This is a genomic window from Streptomyces paradoxus, assembly GCF_014202475.1.
In the GTDB taxonomy this organism is placed as follows: domain Bacteria; phylum Actinomycetota; class Actinomycetes; order Streptomycetales; family Streptomycetaceae; genus Streptomyces; species Streptomyces paradoxus.
In genome coordinates this window covers 210,147-224,745 of the sequence record NZ_JACHGV010000009.1, presented here as the reverse complement: position 1 = coordinate 224,745, position 14,599 = coordinate 210,147, and the positions used below count along the sequence as shown (strand labels likewise).

Sequence of the window (14,599 nt, the reverse complement as noted above, 5' to 3'; positions counted from 1 at the left end):
GCGTTGTGGAGTGTGAACACGAGGAGGAGCGGTCACTGTGCTTGATCCGCAGGATTTGTACGCCTGGGAGCCGAAGGGGCTGGCCGTCGTCGACATGGCGCTCGCCCAGGAGTCGGCCGGACTTGTCATGCTCTACCACTTCGACGGATACATCGACGCCGGCGAGACGGGCGACCAGATCGTCGACCGGGTGCTCGACTCGCTGCCCCACCAGGTGGTCGCCCGTTTCGACCACGACCGGCTCGTCGACTACCGGGCCCGCCGCCCGCTGCTGACGTTCAAGCGCGACCGCTGGAGCGGCTACGAGGACCCCGCCCTTGAGGTCCGGCTCGTGCAGGACGCCACCGGCGCACCCTTCCTGCTGCTGTCCGGCCCCGAGCCGGACGTGGAGTGGGAGCGCTTCGCCGCCGCCGTGAAGCAGATCGTGGAGCGGCTCGGCGTCCGCCTCTCCGTGAACTTCCACGGCATCCCCATGGGTGTCCCGCACACCCGGCCCGTGGGCCTCACCCCGCACGGCAACCGCACCGACCTCGTCCCGGGCCACCCCAGCCCGTTCGAGGAGGCGCAGGTGCCCGGCAGTGCCGAGTCCCTCATCGAGTACCGCCTGCTCCAGGCAGGGCACGACGTCCTGGGCGTGGCCGCCCACGTCCCGCACTACATCGCCCGCTCGCCCTACCCGGACGCGGCCCTGACGGTCCTGGAGGCCATCACGGCGGCGACCGGACTGGTCCTGCCGGGCATCGCCCACGCGCTGCGGTCGGACGCCCACCGCACCCAGACGGAGATCGACCGGCAGATCCGCGAGGGCGACGAGGACCTCACCGCGCTCATCGACGGCCTGGAGCACCAGTACGACGCCGTCGCGGGCGCCGAGTCCCGGGGCAACATGCTCGCCGAGCCGGTGGACATCCCGTCGGCGGACGAGATCGGCCAGGAGTTCGAGAAGTTCCTGGCGGAACGAGAAGGCGACAACTGACCCCGGTACGGCCCGGCCGATGGCCCTGTCAGTGGCAGGGCCTAAGCTGCCGGACATGCTGAAGGTGGGCCTGACCGGCGGCATCGGTGCCGGCAAGAGTGAGGTGTCACGGCTGCTCGTCGAGCGCGGGGCCGTGCTGATCGACGCGGACCGCATCGCGCGGGAGGTCGTCGCACCGGGGACGCCGGGGCTCGCCTCGGTCGTCGAGGCCTTCGGGGAGGAGATCCTGGCCGCCGACGGCAGCCTGGACCGGCCCCGCCTCGGCGCCATCGTCTTCGCCGACGCGGACAAGCTCGCCACCCTCAACTCGATCGTGCACCCCCTGGTGGGCGCCCGCTCCCGCGAGCTGGAGGAGGCCGCCGCCGAGGACGCGGTCGTCATCCACGACGTCCCGCTCCTCACGGAGAACGGCCTGGCACCGCTGTACGACCTGGTGATCGTCGTCGATACGGCCCCCGAGACCCAGCTCGACCGGCTCGTCCGGCTGCGCGGCATGACCGAGGAGGACGCCCGCGCGCGGATGGCCGCCCAGGCGACGCGCGAGCAGCGCCGGGAGATCGCGGACATCGTGATCGACAACGACGTCCCGCTGGAGGAGCTGGAGCAGCGGGTGAAGGACGTGTGGGCCGAGCTGGTGCGCAGGTCGCAGGCGCCCCGGCCGTCTCCCGTGGAATAGCGGCACCCGGCCGGGGCGTTGAACCCGTCCAGTGAGGGAAGGACTCTGCCGTGCCCGAGACCAGCGGTTCCACCGGACGTACCCCGGAGACGCATGTCATCGACTTCCGCGCCGCCGAGCAACTGCTCGCGGCGCGCGACCCGCGGGGCGCGGTGAAGCTGCTCGACGGGGTCATCGCCACGCACCCGGAGAACACCGCGGCGCGGCTGCTGCGGGCGCGTGCCTTCTTCGCCGCGGCGCAGCTGAGGCCGGCGGAGCTGGAGTTCCAGATCGTCCTGGAGCGGGAGCCGGACAACGCGTTCGCGCACTTCGCGCTCGCCCGCACCTATGAGCGTCAGGGCCGTCCCGACCAGGCGAAGCGCCACTTCCGGCTGGCGGCCGCGCTCGACCCGAACCCGGAGTTCCTGAAGGCGGCGAACTTCGACTCGTGAGCCGGCCTCGTCCGCCTCAGGGGCGGTCCGGCGGCTGATAGGGCGGGATGCCGGGGCCCGGCTGGTAGTGCGGGCCCTGCCGGATGTGCCGCAGGACGACGGCCAGGTCGATCGTGACGATCAGCAGCAGCACACCGCAGGCGATGGCCCACCCGTTCCGGCCGGCGAGCGCGAACGCCACCGTCCCCAAGAGCGCCCAGACCAGCCCCCACACACTCAGCCAGAAGCGCGCCCGCAGGGCACTGCGCGCGGTCCGCGGTTCACTGCCTGTACGCATCCTTCGATCACCACTCCTGCTTGCAACGTACTCTTCGTGGCGAGGGTTCACCAAGGCCGACAGGGGGAGCCGCCCATGCTGCCGGACGCCGACACACTGCCCGAGACCCTGCTCGACCTGGCGGTGCCGCACGAGGACATCAACGACCTGGTCGCCCTGCGGCGGACGCTCACCACGGACTCCGGGGCCATGAGGCTCGTGGAGGAGTGCGTCGAGGAGCTGGTACGGGACATCGGGGAGGCCGGGGTCGAGGTGCCGCTCGCCGAGCGCGTCGCCGAAGCCCCGGCCGCGCTGGGCCGGTACTTCGCCGTGTACGTGTTCGTCGCGGCGTTGCCGTACACGCGCTCGTACCACCGTGAGCGGGGCATCACGGCCGACGTCAGCCGCCGCACCCTCGCCGACCTCGGACGGAACATGGCGTTCCACCGACGACGGCACGGCAGGGGAGGGGTGGAGGTCCCGCAGTGGCTCACGCACCACTTCCGGGGGGAGCTGTACCAGCTGGGGCGGCTCCAGTTCGAACGGGCCCGCCTCGGGCAGCGGACGGCGCGGGCGGTGGCGCTCGCCGGGCAGGACGCGGCGCCGGGGGAGCCCTGCCTGAACCTGCACATCCCCGACTTCCACGGGCCGCTGTCACCGGCGGCCTGCGACCGTTCCCTGGCACTGGCGCGGGAGTTCTTCGCCCGCCACTTCCCGCGCGAACGGTACCGGGTGGCGGTGTGCCATTCCTGGCTGCTCGACCCGCAGTTGAAGCACCATCTGGGCCCGGACTCCAACATCGTCCGCTTCCAGGACCGCTTCCGGCCCGGCCGCGACCCCGGTGAGGACCCGGAACCGGAGGACACCGAGCCCGTCCGCTTCGTCTTCGGGGACCCGGACCTGCCGGTGGCCGGTCTGCCGAGGCGCACGGCGGTGGAACGGGCGGTGGGGGACCACCTGCGGGCGGGCGGTCACTGGTACGTACGGCACGGCTGGTTCCCGCTGTAGCCGCCGCGCTCTCACCTCCCCGCAAGCGCCCTCCCCTTCACTCGGTCGGGTGAACACCGCTGTCACGGGAACGGGCGTGCGGATGCGGCCCGTTGGACGGGCATGGAGATGAAAATGCGTGAGGGGTACGAGGGGACGGGACCCGGGGCCATCACCCCGGACGGCTGCGCGGTGGAGCTCTACTCCCGGTTGCCCGTCGGAGACGAACCGGATGTCATCGCCGCCGCCGTCCCCGCGGGCGCGCGCATCCTGGAGCTCGGCAGCGGGGTCGGACGTGTGACCCACGCACTGCTGGAGCGCGGATTCACGGTCACGGCGGTGGACGAGTCCGCCCCGATGCTGGAGCGCGTGCGCGGCGCGCGGACGATATGCGGCCCGATCGAGGAGCTGGAGCTGGGCGAGACGTTCGACGTGGTGCTGCTCGCGTCGTTCCTCGTGCACACGGGCGACACCGAGGTGCGGCGCGGCATGCTGCGCACCTGCGCACGCCATGTCGCGCAGGGCGGCTGCGTGCTGATCCAGCGGGAGGGCGAGGATTACCACGAGAACGTGCCACGCGAGCGCAAGGACCCCAGCGGCTTCACCGTACGGATCGCGTCGTCGGAGCCGGCCGTGGACGGGGTCAACGCGGTGCGTGCGGAGTACGAGTTCCCGGACGCCGTCTGGACCCAGACGTTCCGGGCGCGACCCCTGACGAAGGAGCAGTTCGAGGATGCCCTCCTGGAGGCGGGCCTGAAGGTGGACCGCTATCTGACAGAGGATCGGATATGGGTGCGGGCGGTGGCGACGGTCTAGTCGGTGGGTCCGGGCGGTGGGGGTGTATGAGGCCTGCCCCCTGGAACTGCTGCCCGAACACCGCCGGTCGACGGCCGACCTGTTCGGACTGCCATCGGCGCGGCGAGGGCGTCGCGGTGACGATCTGCTCGATGGCGCCTCGGCAGCGATGAGTTCCGGGGCGAGCGCCGGTCTGTCTCTCCGACACACCGTGACACCACACGGACCGCTGCGCCGAGGAGACCTCATGTCCGAGACCACCGCTGCCGTCACCGCCGACTCCACCCCGGCCGCCGTCGTCATCGCCGAGTCCGCGACCGCTCGCGGGCGGCGTGCCCGGATCGCCCTGCGCGCTCTGCAGGTTCTGCTCGCCCTCTTCTACGCGATCGCCAGCGCCCTGCCCAAGCTGATCGGACACGCGTCGGCTGCCGAGTCCTTCGAGCGGCTCGGCTGGGGGAGCGCGGGGATGTACACCATCGGCGCCCTCGAACTGGCCGGGGCGATCGCCCTGTTGACCCCGGTGCTTCAGTCGGTGGCGGCGATGGCTCTGGGCGCGTTGATGGTGGGCGCGTTCGTCGTGCAGATATCCGTCTTCGACGGGCAGTACGCGGCGACGCCGGTGATCCTGATCGTGCCGCTCACTCTCATCGCGTGGGCACGGCGGGAGCACAACGCGGATCTGCTCCGGCTGCTGCGGCGGGCGTGACCGGATGGGGCCGTGTCGACTGCGGCTTCGGCGGCGTCGGGGAGGGGCCGAGGGCCCGTCCCGGACGCCGGTGCGTTGGGCGCCGGTTCCTCGGCCGGCTCACGGCCTCGGTTCGCGTGAGCCGCTTCCGAAGCCCGATCCACCCGGACCAGGGCCGAAGCCGGGCATGCTGCCGGGGCCCGTCGCGCCGCGGAGGCGTTCCATGTCGCGGCGATCGCGTTTCGTCGGCCTGCCCGCGCCGCGGTCGCGGATGCCGGCGGGGGCGACGGCCTCGCGGGGCGGGGGCGGCGGAGAGTTGTCGACGTAGCACTGGATGGCCACGGGGGCCCCGACCCGCTTGCGGATCAGCCGCGTGACGACGACGACCCGCTCGCGGCCCTCGTGCCGAAGACGCACTTCGTCGCCGACGCGGACGCCGTGCGCGGGCTTCACACGCTCGCCGTTGACGCGCACGTGGCCGCCCCGGCAGGCGGTGGCTCCCATGGAACGGGTCTTGACCAGGCGTACGGACCAGATCCAGCTGTCCACGCGGACGGTCGTGCCGCCCTGCGGGCCCGCCGCCTCGGCAGCGGCGATCGCGGCGGCCACCTTGGGGTCGGGGGGTTGGGTCTCGCTCCCCGCTGAGCTGCCGACGGGCTCGGGGGACTCGGCCGCCGATTCGTCGGTCCCGTCCGTCCTGTCGTGCTGCGCACCCTGAGAAGCCATGCCACCGACCTTAGTCCTCCGAGTCGTCCCACCGGGCGGAATATCGGCCCCCAAGCGGACTCTGCCAAACAAGTTTTGCAAAAACTCTTTTGTTGAGTCGTCCTGCGGCCTAACCTCCCGGCATGGACAGCGACGAGCACAAGCGCGTACTCGATCCCGAGCGCGACACCGCCGCCCTCAAGGCACTCACCCACCCCCTGCGCATCCAGCTGCTCGGGCTGCTGCGGCAGGACGGGCCCGCCACGGCGAGTGAGCTGGCCGCGCGGACGGGGGAGTCGTCGGCGTCGACCAGCTACCACCTGCGGGTGCTGGCGAAGTACGCGTTCATCGCCGAGGCGGAGCACCGCGACGGGCGGGAACGGCGCTGGCGGGCGCTGCACACCGTGACGTCCTGGAGCAACGAGTCGATGGAGTCCACCGAGGCGGGCCGGGCCTTCGTCGGCCTGGCGCGGCGGCGGCAGATCGAGCACCTGGAGAGATCCCTCGCCCGGTACGAGGCGGACCTGGCCGCAGGGCGGCTCGGCCAGGAGTGGGTGGAGCCGTCCGGGATCACCGACCTCATGCCCCGGCTGACGGCCGCGTCGCTCACCGAGCTCTTCGACACCGTCGCCGGGAAGCTGGAGGAGCTGACCGCGCGGGACGCGGACGATCCGCGCGCCGAACACGTCGTGTTCGTCGCGGCCGGACTTCCCCTCGCCGCTCACGAACACGGGGCCCACGAACACGCCGACCGCGAGACGCAAGACCGCGACCCGGAAGACCGCGAGACCGAAGGCCCCGAGACCGAAGGCCCCGAGACCGAAGACCGCGACACCAGCGACCACGAACCCGAAGATCTCACCCGGTGACTCCGCTCATGACCGAGCCGCCCCGGGAGCGGGCCGCTCGTCGCCGCTACGTCACCGTCTGCGCGCTGCTCTGGCTGCCGCCAGGGCTGGGTATGGCCACGATGGTCCTGCTGTTCACCGAGCGCGGCATGTCCCTCGCCGCGGTCGCGGGGCTGTTCGCCGCGCACTCGCTGACCGTCGCCGCACTGGAGCTGCCCACGGGAGGCCTCTCGGACGTCCTCGGGCGCCGACCGGTCCTGGCCGCGGCCGGAGGACTCGGCGTCGTCGCCTTCGCGTTGATCGGCCTCGGCACCTCCGCCTGGCTGCTCACCGCCGGCATGGTGCTCATGGGCGTGGCCCGGGCCCTGGCCAGCGGAACCGCCGAGGCCTGGTTCGTCGACACCGTCCAGGCGTGCTCCGGCCCGGACGCCGAACTGCGCACGGGCCTGGCCCGGGGCGGATCCGCGACCTCCGCCGCGCTCGCGGCCGGCATCCTGCTCGGCGGTGCCCTGCCCTGGCTGCTCGGTCCGGGGTCCGACCTCGGTGCCCGGCTGAGCGAGGCGACGTCCGGTGCGGTGCTGCCCCTGTCCGTCCCCCTGCTGCTGGGAGCCGGGCTCAGGCTCGTGTTCGTCGCGTACGTGCTCGCCGCCCTGCGGGAGCCCCCGAGGCCGCCGGCCACCCTGCGTTCGGTGCTGCGCGGCGTCCCGGTCACGGTCGTCGAGGGGCTCCGGCTGGGCGGACGGGACGCGCTGGTCCGCCGGATCCTGCTCGCCGCCGCGGCCGCCGGAAGCGCCCTGGCCGCCGTCGAACTGCTCGTACCGGGCCGTACCACGGAGCTGACCGGCTCGAACGCCTCCGGAGCGATGGTCTATGCCGCACTGTCCTGCGCGGGCTTCGTCTGCTCCGGCCTCGGCAGCCACCTCGCCCCGCTCACCGCCCGGATCGCGGGCAGTGGCGAACGCGCCGTGCTGGTCAGCCTCACGGCCGGTGCGGGCGGCCTGCTGCTGCTCGGGGTCACCGCCACCTCCGTCCACCCGGCGGCCACGGCCCTCGCGGTCACCGGCTTCGGGCTGGTCTACCTCGGGCTCGGCGCGGCGGCGCCCAACGAGAACGACCTGCTGCACCGCCAGGTCTCCCGAGCGGGCCGCGCCACCGCCCTGTCCGTCCAGTCCCTCGCCCAGCAACTGGTCGGCGCGCTCACCGGCCTGGCCGTCGGGGTACTGCGGCCGGGCCCCCTGCCCTGGCTCCTGACGGGCGCCGTGCTGCTGGCCGGGGCCCTGCTCTGGCTGCGCCGGAGCGGCGAACGGGCCGTGCAGGTCACCGGCGTCCGAGCCCGGCGGAGGGCGAGTCCGCGGCGGTCCGCGCGGATCTCTCCCTCGTGACGACTGCGACCCCGCCTGCGCCTACGGTGGAGTGATGGACGCCAGCGGACTCACCCTCCTCGACCGGCGCATCGCCGACTGCCGGGCCTGCCCGCGACTGGTCTCCTGGCGCGAGGAGGCGGCGCGCGTCAAGCGAGCCGCCTACGCGGACTGGACGTACTGGGGCCGGCCGGTGCCCGGCTTCGGGCCGGCGGACGCCCGGCTGCTGATCGTGGGACTCGCCCCCGCCGCCCACGGCGGCAACCGCACCGGCCGGATGTTCACCGGCGACCGCTCCGGAGACGTCCTCTACGAGGCGCTGTACGACGTGGGCCTCGCTTCCCAGCCGACCGCCGAGCACGCCCATGACGGCCTGGAGCTGTACGGCGTGCGCGTCACCTCGCCCGTGCACTGCGCCCCGCCCGCCAACAAGCCCACCCCCGAGGAGCGGGACACCTGCCGCCCCTGGCTCGTGCAGGAACTGCGGCTGCTGAGCCCGACACTGCGGGCCGTGGTCGTGCTCGGCGCCTTCGGATGGCAGGCCACACTGCCGGCGCTCGCCGCGGCCGGCTGGCCCGTGCCCCGGCCCCGTCCCGCCTTCTCCCACGGCGCGCGGTACCCCCTCGACGGCCTGGAACTCTTCGGCTGCTTCCACGTCAGCCAGCGCAACACCTTCACCGGCCGGCTCACCCCCACCATGCTGCGTGACGTCCTGCGCACGGCCGGGCGGGCGGCGGGCCTGGCCACCGGCACTCCTTAGGGAGCCTCCTCGCCGAACAGGTGGCGGACCGTGGAGCGGTAGTTGGTCCGCACGTGCGTCAGCGCGTGCGCGCGGGCCCGGTCCGGGTCGCCCGAGGCGATGGCCTCGTACAGCTCGCGGTGCTCCACGAGGAGCTGCGGCCACTCCTCGTTGCGCCGGGTCATCCAGCGCAGCCGGCCGGCGACCGGTTCCAGGGCCTCGGTCAGCAGGCTGTTGCCCGCCATCGCGATGATGCGGTCGTGCAGGCGGCTGTTGACGTCGGTGATCACCTCGGCGTCCCCGGCCTCGGTCGCGGTGGCCGCACGGTCGATGAGTTCCTGGACCTCCGCCAGGTCCTCCGGTGTCGCGCGGGACGCGGCGAGTCCGGCGGCGTAGACCTCCAGGGCTTCTCGCAGTTCGAACAGTTCCTTGACGTCGGTCGGGGTGAGGCGGCGTACCACCGTGCGGCGGGGTGTCTCGAAGTGGACGAAGCCCTCGGCCACCAGAGCCCGGATCGCCTCCCGGACCGGTACGCGCGAGACACCGAAACGCTCCGCCAGCTCGCGTTCCACCAGGCGGTCGCCGGGACGGAGGCTGCCCGCGATGATCTCCTGGCGCAGATCGGCCGTGACGCGTTCGCGGACCGCTCCGAGAGGTTCGATCTTCGTCATGCAGCCCATCTTCGTCGACGCGAGGGGTCTTTTACGGAGCGTTAACGAGAGCGACATCGGTCAGAACGGTTGACGGGGGGACCATGGCGCAGTTTGGTATACCAAACACACCGCAGGGCGGCCCCCCACAACCCTGCGGAGCAGTCCTCCGTCGTCCCCTTGCTCATGGAGGCCCCGTGTCCCTCGCCGACCGTGCCGCAGCCACCGGCACCCCAGCGTTCGTCCCCGATCCCCGGCTCACCAATGAAGACCTCGCGCCCGCCAAGAAGCGCAACTGGAAGGTCTTCGACCTCTTCGCCATGTGGATGTCCGACGTCCACAACCTCGGCAACTACACCTTCGCCGCCGGGCTGCTCTTCCTCGGCATGAACGTCTGGCAGATCTTCACTTCCCTGCTCGTCGGGTTCGTGATCATCTACATCGGCATGAACTGGATGGGGAAGATCGGCCAGCGCCACGGCGTGCCCTTCCCGGTGGTCAGCCGGATCGCCTTCGGCATCTGGGGCGCCAACATCCCGGCGCTGATCAGGGCCGTGATCGCCATCATGTGGTACGGCATCCAGACCTACCTCGCCTCCGTCGCCGTCAACGTGATGCTGCTGGCGGCCTGGCCGGGCCTGGAGTCGTGGACCCACAACTCCTTCCTCGGCCTGGACGCGCTCGGCTGGTTCTCCTTCGTCGCGCTGTGGCTGGTGCAGGCGGCGATCATCAGCCGGGGCATGGAGTCCGTCCGCAAGTTCCAGGACTTCTGCGGCCCGGCCATCTGGTTCGTGATGATCGCGCTGGCCGTGTGGATCCTCCACAAGGCCGGCTGGACGATCTCGCTCACCTCCACCCCGCACCCCGTCTCCGTCGGCGAGCAGTGGCGCCAGTGGTTCGGCGCGATCGGCCTGGTCCTCGCCACGTACGGCACCCTGATGCTCAACTTCTGCGACTTCTCCCGCTTCGCCCCCGACTACAAGTCCGTCAGGCGCGGCAACTTCTGGGGCCTGCCGATCAACTCCACGGCCTTCGTGATCGTGTCCGTCATCGTCACCGCGGGCGCCTTCGAGGTCTTCGGCAAGGAGATCACCGACCCCGCCTACCTGGTCGCCGAGATCGGCAACACCTGGGTGCTGGTGCTGGGCGCGCTGACCTTCGCCATCGCCACCATGGGCGTCAACATCGTCGCGAACTTCGTCTCCCCGGCGTACGACCTGGCCAACGTGTGGCCGCAGAAGATCACCTTCAAGATCGGCGGCATGATCAGCACGGTCGCGGCCCTGCTCGTCACCCCCTGGAACCTGTTCTCCAACCCGACCGTCGTGAACTATTTCCTCGGCGGCCTCGGTGCCTTCCTCGGCCCGCTGTTCGGCGTGATCATGGTCGACTACTACTGGGTCAAGCGCGGCCGCGTGAACGTGAACGAGCTGTTCGACGCCTCTCCCGGCGCCCGCTACCACTACCGCAAGGGCTTCAACCCCAAGGCGCTGTGGGCGTTCCTGCCCGCGGCCGGTGTCGCGGCGGTGCTCGCGCTGGTGAAGACCTTCAGCGACGTGGCCCCGTACTCCTGGTTCATCGGCACGGCGATCGCCGCCGGGCTGTACGCCGTCCTGTGCCGTCCCGAGCGCGCCACCGCGGAGGTCTGAGAGACGTGCGAATCGTCGTCACCAACTGCAACACCACGCAGGAGATGACCGAGGAGATCGTACGAGGTGCCCGGGCCGCCGCAGGTCCGGGCACCACCGTGACCGGACTGACCCCCGCCTGGGGGCCGGCGTCCGCGGAGGGCTGGCTCGACAGCTACCTGTCCGCCGCGGCCGTCCTGGACACGCTGCGGACCCATGACGGAGCGCCGTACGACGCCGTGGTCATGGCCGGGTTCGGGGAGCACGGCAGGGAGGGCGTGCGGGAACTGGTGGACGTACCGGTCGTCGACATCACCGAGGCCGCCGCGCACCTCGCCTGCCTGCTGGGCCGCCGCTACGGCGTCGTGACCACGCTGGAGCGCTCGCGCGGCCAGATCGAGGACAGCCTGGAGACGGCGGGCGTGGCGCGGAACTGCGCGGCGATCGTGGGAACGGGCCTGAACGTACTCGACCTCGGCGACGAAGAACGCACCGAGACGGCATTCCTGGCCGCCGCCGAACGGGCCTGCGCGGCCGGGGCGGAGGTGCTCGTCCTCGGCTGCGCCGGCATGACGGGGCTGCAAGGGGCCGTCGGGGACAAGCTGGGCCTGCCGGTCGTCGACGGGGTCGCCGCGGCGGTCAAACTGGCGGAGTCCCTGGTGGCACTGGGGCTGACCACGAGCCGGGTGGGGAGCTACGCCGGGCCGCTCCCGAAGCGGAGGGCGTGGGGCAGGCCGGCGGGGCGGTAGCTCATGCCGGGCCGTCGAGGGTGACGTCGTCGTGATGGGCCCCGTAGAACGCCGCCTGCCGGGCCATCACCTCCCGCATCGGCGTGCCCCGCGGGATGCCGTACACCGTGCCGGGGAAGTCCAGCGCCTCCTGGATCTGCCACAGTTCGTCGTGTTCCCCGGGGGCGAAGAGCCGGGCCCGGGGCGCGCCCGCCGCGATCCAGCCGATGGGCAGGACGGTGCCGGGCGGCAGCACGGAGTTGACGTGCAGCACGCTGTGGATCCGCAGCTCCGCACCGGCACCCGCGACGGCCCCCGGGAAGACGCAGGCGCCCGTGGCCACGAAGACCTCGTCCTCCAGAGTCGCCCCGTTGACATGGGCGTGCGGGCCGACGAGCACCGCGTCACCGATCACCGCGGGGTGCGCGGACCGCCCCCGCACCAGCGCGTTCTCCATCACGACGACGTCCGACCCGACCCGCACCTCCCCGTCCTCCGCGGTGAGCACGGCCCCGTGCAGCACCCGGCTGCGCTCACCGAGGACGACGGCCCCGCACAGGACGGCCGTCGGGGCGACGTACGCGGACCCGGGGACGACGGGGCGCCGCCCGCGGTGCTCGATCAACATGGGGGTCCTCGCCTACTCGGGAACGACGGCTGTCGCCGTAATCTCCACCAACTGCCCCGTGTACCCGAGGCACGCCACGCCGATCAGCGTCGACGAGTGCGGACCCGCACTGAGGCCGGACGACTCGACCACACTCCAGACGGCGGACAGCACGGCCGGTTCACCGCTCACCACGTACACGTCGGTCGCCACGACATGGGCCAGATCGCTCCCGACGGCGTCCAGTTGTTCCCGCAGGTTGGCGATGACCTGCTCGGCCTGCCGCACCGGATCCCCCGGCCCGACGAGAGTGCCGTCCGGGCCCAGTGGTACGGAACCGGCGAGGAACGCCAGCCGCGTGCCGGCCTCGACGACCGACGCGTGGGAGTAGGTGGGAGGCGGGAAGAGGGTGGGGACGGTGACGCGGCGGATCACGTGCGGTCTCCGATCTGCGGGCGGCGACAGGACAACCCACCGATCATGGGGGCCCCGGCACGCGCACGCACCCGTATTTCGGTTCCCGGCGACCGGGCCGTCCCCCTACGCTTCCCGGACCCCGTCTGCCCAGGAGCCAGCCGTGCCCACCGCCCCGGACCACACCTTCCTCGCCACCACCGCCGACCGTCTCGCCGCCCTGCCCGCCGTGGAAGCCGTCGCCCTCGGTGGCTCCCGGGCCCTGGGCACCGAACGGCCCGACAGCGACTGGGATCTGGCGGTCTACTACCGCGGCGCCTTCGACCCGGCCGATCTCCGCGCGGTCGGCTGGGAGAGCGAGGTCTGCGAGCTCGGCGCCTGGGGCGGCGGCGTCTTCAACTCCGGCGCCTGGCTGACGATCGAGGGCAGGAGGGTGGACGTCCACTACCGCGACCTGGCCGTCGTCGAACACGAACGGGCCGAGGCGGAACAGGGCCGCTTCCGTGTCGAGCCCCTGATGTTCCACCTGGCCGGCATCCCGACCTACCTCCTCGTCGCCGAACTCGCGATCAACCAGGTGCTGCGGGGCGAACTGCCCCGCCCGGGCGCCTATCCGCCGGCACTGCGCGTCAGCGCCCCGGCGCACTGGCACGGCATGGCCGCGGCCACGCTTGCCTACACCAGGGCGGGACACGCACCGAAGAACGCCGCCACCCAGGTCGCGGGCGCGATCGCCCTCGCCGCGACCCAGACCGCACACGCGGTGCTGGCGGCGCGCGGGGAGTGGGTCACCAACGACAAGGCGCTGGTGGCGCGGGCGGGGCTGCAAGAGGTGGACACGGTCGTGCGGAACCTCCCGGACGACCCGGCCGGGCTGACCCGGGCCGTCGCCGACGTGGAGAGGCTCCTCGCCCGGGCCGTGCGCGCCGTCACCGGCGGGTGAACTGAACGCGGGTCGGCTGGACGGTGTCCGGGCGGATCGCGAGGCCGTCGATGGTGAGCTGTTCGCCGTAGATGTCGGTGAGCCTGAGGGCGCCGCCGCAGCCGGTGCCGCCGGGGGAGAGGAAGTAGTTGTACTCGGTGCGGGTCAGCCGGCTCCAGCCGCCGCCGGTCCTGACCTCCAGCCGGGCCAGCGGGTTGCGGTGGCCGAGTGCCTGGATGCCGCACCAGTGGCGGCTGGAACCGGTCTTGTAGCGGATCGAGACCGTGTCGGACGTGCCGGGGCTCAGTAGGCTCCAGGTGATCGGTATCCGTCCCGCGGACAGACCGGCGAGCTTCGCGAAGGCCTCCTTGCTGAGGTCGAGTTGCCCGGGGGCGCAGGGCAGCGGGCACTCGTTGGTGACCCGGACGGTGACGGAGGCCCCGCTCGCGGCGCGGACCTGGAGGTACGCCCCGCACGCCTGGGACGTCTCGTAGTCGGTGTGGTTCATCGCCGCGACCATGAGGTCGGGGCTCGGGCCGTACAGGCAGGCGCCGTCACCGTCCTTTGCGTCGTAGTGGGTGGCGACGCCGGTGTAGGCGGTCCCGGGCTTGATCCGCCCCGCCAGGGGCGCGGTGCCGGACTCCGGCCGCGCCGCGGACGACCGGGTGGGGGCGGGCGAGGGCCGCGCCGGCGGGGTGGTCGCGGAGGGCGCGGCGGGGGTGCGCCTCGGAGCGGGGGAGGCCGCCGAGGGCTTCGGTGCCGGTGTGGGCTTGTGCGTCGTCGGCGAGGCGCCCGGGCGGGTGGCGGCCGTCCCGGCGGACGTCCGTACCGTGTCCGGCTCGCCGTCCGGGCGCAGGGCGATCACGAGAGAGACGAGGAGCCCCACGGCCGCCACGGCGACGGTCCAGACGAGGGCCGTGCGCCGCTTGCGGAGGGGACGGCGATGGGATGCGGATGCCACGGATGAGTCCTTCGAGTCCTTGCGTGGTTCAGGAGAACGCGCGCTCACGACTCACCAGTGGTCGCCGGGGCCGGAAAGGTTGCCGGGCTCGTTTCCGGATTGCGTACATAAAGAACGCCGGTTCCGAGCGGCCCGACACGTTCCGGAAACCTATCCTCCAGGAACCCCGCCTACCGTGGGCAGCCACACCCCGCCCCGGCCGCCGTCGCCCGAAGGCTCTCCCCTGCCCT

At 72.3% G+C, this 14,599-nt stretch carries 18 protein-coding genes; 12 read left to right on the top strand and 6 right to left on the bottom strand.

Annotation, left to right across the window (positions count from 1 at the left end; all coding sequences use genetic code 11):
• The first annotated feature begins 37 nt into the window (after positions 1 to 37).
• Genes HNR57_RS28000 through HNR57_RS27990 form a run of 3 tightly spaced genes read left to right on the top strand, consistent with a single transcriptional unit; the run spans position 38 to position 2,083 of the window.
• Complete coding sequence (locus HNR57_RS28000; protein WP_184564157.1) at positions 38 to 976, top strand: PAC2 family protein; 939 nt, start codon at positions 38 to 40, stop codon at positions 974 to 976.
• A gap of 55 nt (positions 977 to 1,031) precedes the next feature.
• A complete protein-coding gene (coaE, locus tag HNR57_RS27995; protein WP_184564155.1) occupies positions 1,032 to 1,652 on the top strand; it encodes a dephospho-CoA kinase in 621 nt (206 codons plus the stop codon).
• Positions 1,653 to 1,702: 50 nt separating this feature from the next.
• Positions 1,703 to 2,083 carry a tetratricopeptide repeat protein gene (locus HNR57_RS27990; protein ID WP_033310634.1) on the top strand — a complete coding sequence of 127 codons (381 nt, stop codon included), beginning with the start codon at positions 1,703 to 1,705 and terminating at the stop codon, positions 2,081 to 2,083.
• A 16-nt stretch (positions 2,084 to 2,099) separates the two neighbouring features.
• Here the strand turns inward: HNR57_RS27990 and HNR57_RS27985 are convergent, their stop codons facing one another.
• On the bottom strand, positions 2,100 to 2,360 hold the full coding sequence (locus HNR57_RS27985) for a DUF6343 family protein (protein ID WP_184564153.1): 261 nt from the start codon (positions 2,358 to 2,360) through the stop codon (positions 2,100 to 2,102).
• Between the two features lie 75 nt (positions 2,361 to 2,435).
• On the opposite strand from HNR57_RS27985, the gene HNR57_RS27980 reads away from it, so the two are divergent.
• The 3 genes from HNR57_RS27980 to HNR57_RS27970 all read left to right on the top strand — a co-directional run bounded on the left by HNR57_RS27980 (position 2,436) and on the right by HNR57_RS27970 (position 4,827).
• The gene (locus HNR57_RS27980) at positions 2,436 to 3,347 is read left to right on the top strand and encodes an acyltransferase domain-containing protein (protein WP_184564151.1); all 912 of its coding nucleotides are present in this window, start codon (positions 2,436 to 2,438) and stop codon (positions 3,345 to 3,347) included.
• A gap of 114 nt (positions 3,348 to 3,461) precedes the next feature.
• Positions 3,462 to 4,142, top strand: coding sequence for a class I SAM-dependent methyltransferase (locus HNR57_RS27975; RefSeq protein ID WP_246555033.1), 681 nt, complete (start codon positions 3,462 to 3,464; stop codon positions 4,140 to 4,142).
• A gap of 226 nt (positions 4,143 to 4,368) precedes the next feature.
• Positions 4,369 to 4,827 (top strand): DoxX family protein, encoded by a 459-nt coding sequence (locus HNR57_RS27970; protein WP_184564147.1) that lies wholly within the window; start codon positions 4,369 to 4,371, stop codon positions 4,825 to 4,827.
• Between the two features lie 99 nt (positions 4,828 to 4,926).
• Here the strand turns inward: HNR57_RS27970 and hslR are convergent, their stop codons facing one another.
• Positions 4,927 to 5,532 carry an Hsp15 family ribosome-associated heat shock protein gene (gene hslR, locus HNR57_RS27965; RefSeq protein ID WP_221343076.1) on the bottom strand — a complete coding sequence of 202 codons (606 nt, stop codon included), beginning with the start codon at positions 5,530 to 5,532 and terminating at the stop codon, positions 4,927 to 4,929.
• A gap of 122 nt (positions 5,533 to 5,654) precedes the next feature.
• Here hslR and HNR57_RS27960 point away from each other — a divergent pair, with 122 nt between their 5' ends.
• From HNR57_RS27960 to HNR57_RS27950, 3 genes are read left to right on the top strand one after another with little or no spacing between them, the layout of a single operon-like run.
• Positions 5,655 to 6,380: a helix-turn-helix domain-containing protein gene (locus tag HNR57_RS27960; protein ID WP_184564145.1), complete on the top strand. Its 726-nt coding sequence runs from the start codon at positions 5,655 to 5,657 to the stop codon at positions 6,378 to 6,380.
• Positions 6,381 to 6,388: 8 nt separating this feature from the next.
• A complete protein-coding gene (locus tag HNR57_RS27955) occupies positions 6,389 to 7,741 on the top strand; it encodes an MFS transporter (protein ID WP_184564143.1) in 1,353 nt (450 codons plus the stop codon).
• Between the two features lie 34 nt (positions 7,742 to 7,775).
• Positions 7,776 to 8,480, top strand: a complete 705-nt coding sequence (locus HNR57_RS27950; RefSeq protein ID WP_184564141.1) for a uracil-DNA glycosylase — start codon at positions 7,776 to 7,778, stop codon at positions 8,478 to 8,480.
• Here the strand turns inward: HNR57_RS27950 and HNR57_RS27945 are convergent.
• Complete coding sequence (locus tag HNR57_RS27945; protein ID WP_184564139.1) at positions 8,477 to 9,130, bottom strand: GntR family transcriptional regulator; 654 nt, start codon at positions 9,128 to 9,130, stop codon at positions 8,477 to 8,479. The two genes, HNR57_RS27950 and HNR57_RS27945, sit on opposite strands and share 4 nt — an antisense overlap.
• A 176-nt stretch (positions 9,131 to 9,306) precedes the next feature.
• On the opposite strand from HNR57_RS27945, the gene HNR57_RS27940 reads away from it, so the two are divergent.
• Positions 9,307 to 10,758, top strand: a complete 1,452-nt coding sequence (locus HNR57_RS27940) for an NCS1 family nucleobase:cation symporter-1 (RefSeq protein ID WP_184564137.1) — start codon at positions 9,307 to 9,309, stop codon at positions 10,756 to 10,758.
• 5 nt (positions 10,759 to 10,763) lie between these two features.
• Positions 10,764 to 11,486, top strand: a complete 723-nt coding sequence (locus tag HNR57_RS27935) for an aspartate/glutamate racemase family protein (RefSeq protein WP_184564135.1) — start codon at positions 10,764 to 10,766, stop codon at positions 11,484 to 11,486.
• A gap of 1 nt (position 11,487) precedes the next feature.
• On the opposite strand, the gene HNR57_RS27930 is transcribed toward HNR57_RS27935, so the two are convergent.
• Both HNR57_RS27930 and HNR57_RS27925 read right to left on the bottom strand, forming a co-directional pair.
• Entirely contained in the window at positions 11,488 to 12,093 is a 606-nt protein-coding gene (locus HNR57_RS27930) for a gamma carbonic anhydrase family protein (RefSeq protein WP_184564133.1), read from the bottom strand.
• 12 nt (positions 12,094 to 12,105) lie between these two features.
• Positions 12,106 to 12,507, bottom strand: coding sequence for a RidA family protein (locus tag HNR57_RS27925; RefSeq protein ID WP_184564131.1), 402 nt, complete (start codon positions 12,505 to 12,507; stop codon positions 12,106 to 12,108).
• A gap of 142 nt (positions 12,508 to 12,649) precedes the next feature.
• Between HNR57_RS27925 and HNR57_RS27920 the strand changes: the two genes are divergently transcribed.
• A complete protein-coding gene (locus HNR57_RS27920; RefSeq protein ID WP_184564129.1) occupies positions 12,650 to 13,429 on the top strand; it encodes a nucleotidyltransferase domain-containing protein in 780 nt (259 codons plus the stop codon).
• On the opposite strand, the gene HNR57_RS27915 is transcribed toward HNR57_RS27920, so the two are convergent.
• A complete protein-coding gene (locus tag HNR57_RS27915) occupies positions 13,416 to 14,369 on the bottom strand; it encodes an expansin EXLX1 family cellulose-binding protein (protein ID WP_184564127.1) in 954 nt (317 codons plus the stop codon). The genes HNR57_RS27920 and HNR57_RS27915 overlap by 14 nt on opposite strands.
• Between the last annotated feature and the right edge of the window lie 230 nt (positions 14,370 to 14,599).

Coding starts and splice junctions, on each gene's coding strand:
- HNR57_RS27970 (WP_184564147.1), top strand. CDS start 4,369: ATGTCCGAGACCACCGCTGCCGTCACCGCCGACTCCACCCCGGCCGCC.
- HNR57_RS27960 (WP_184564145.1), top strand. CDS start 5,655: ATGGACAGCGACGAGCACAAGCGCGTACTCGATCCCGAGCGCGACACC.
- HNR57_RS27955 (WP_184564143.1), top strand. CDS start 6,389: ATGACCGAGCCGCCCCGGGAGCGGGCCGCTCGTCGCCGCTACGTCACC.
- coaE (WP_184564155.1), top strand. CDS start 1,032: ATGCTGAAGGTGGGCCTGACCGGCGGCATCGGTGCCGGCAAGAGTGAG.
- HNR57_RS27975 (WP_246555033.1), top strand. CDS start 3,462: ATGCGTGAGGGGTACGAGGGGACGGGACCCGGGGCCATCACCCCGGAC.
- HNR57_RS27980 (WP_184564151.1), top strand. CDS start 2,436: ATGCTGCCGGACGCCGACACACTGCCCGAGACCCTGCTCGACCTGGCG.
- HNR57_RS27945 (WP_184564139.1), bottom strand. CDS start 9,130: ATGACGAAGATCGAACCTCTCGGAGCGGTCCGCGAACGCGTCACGGCC.
- HNR57_RS27930 (WP_184564133.1), bottom strand. CDS start 12,093: ATGTTGATCGAGCACCGCGGGCGGCGCCCCGTCGTCCCCGGGTCCGCG.
- hslR (WP_221343076.1), bottom strand. CDS start 5,532: ATGGCTTCTCAGGGTGCGCAGCACGACAGGACGGACGGGACCGACGAA.
- HNR57_RS27950 (WP_184564141.1), top strand. CDS start 7,776: ATGGACGCCAGCGGACTCACCCTCCTCGACCGGCGCATCGCCGACTGC.
- HNR57_RS27985 (WP_184564153.1), bottom strand. CDS start 2,360: ATGCGTACAGGCAGTGAACCGCGGACCGCGCGCAGTGCCCTGCGGGCG.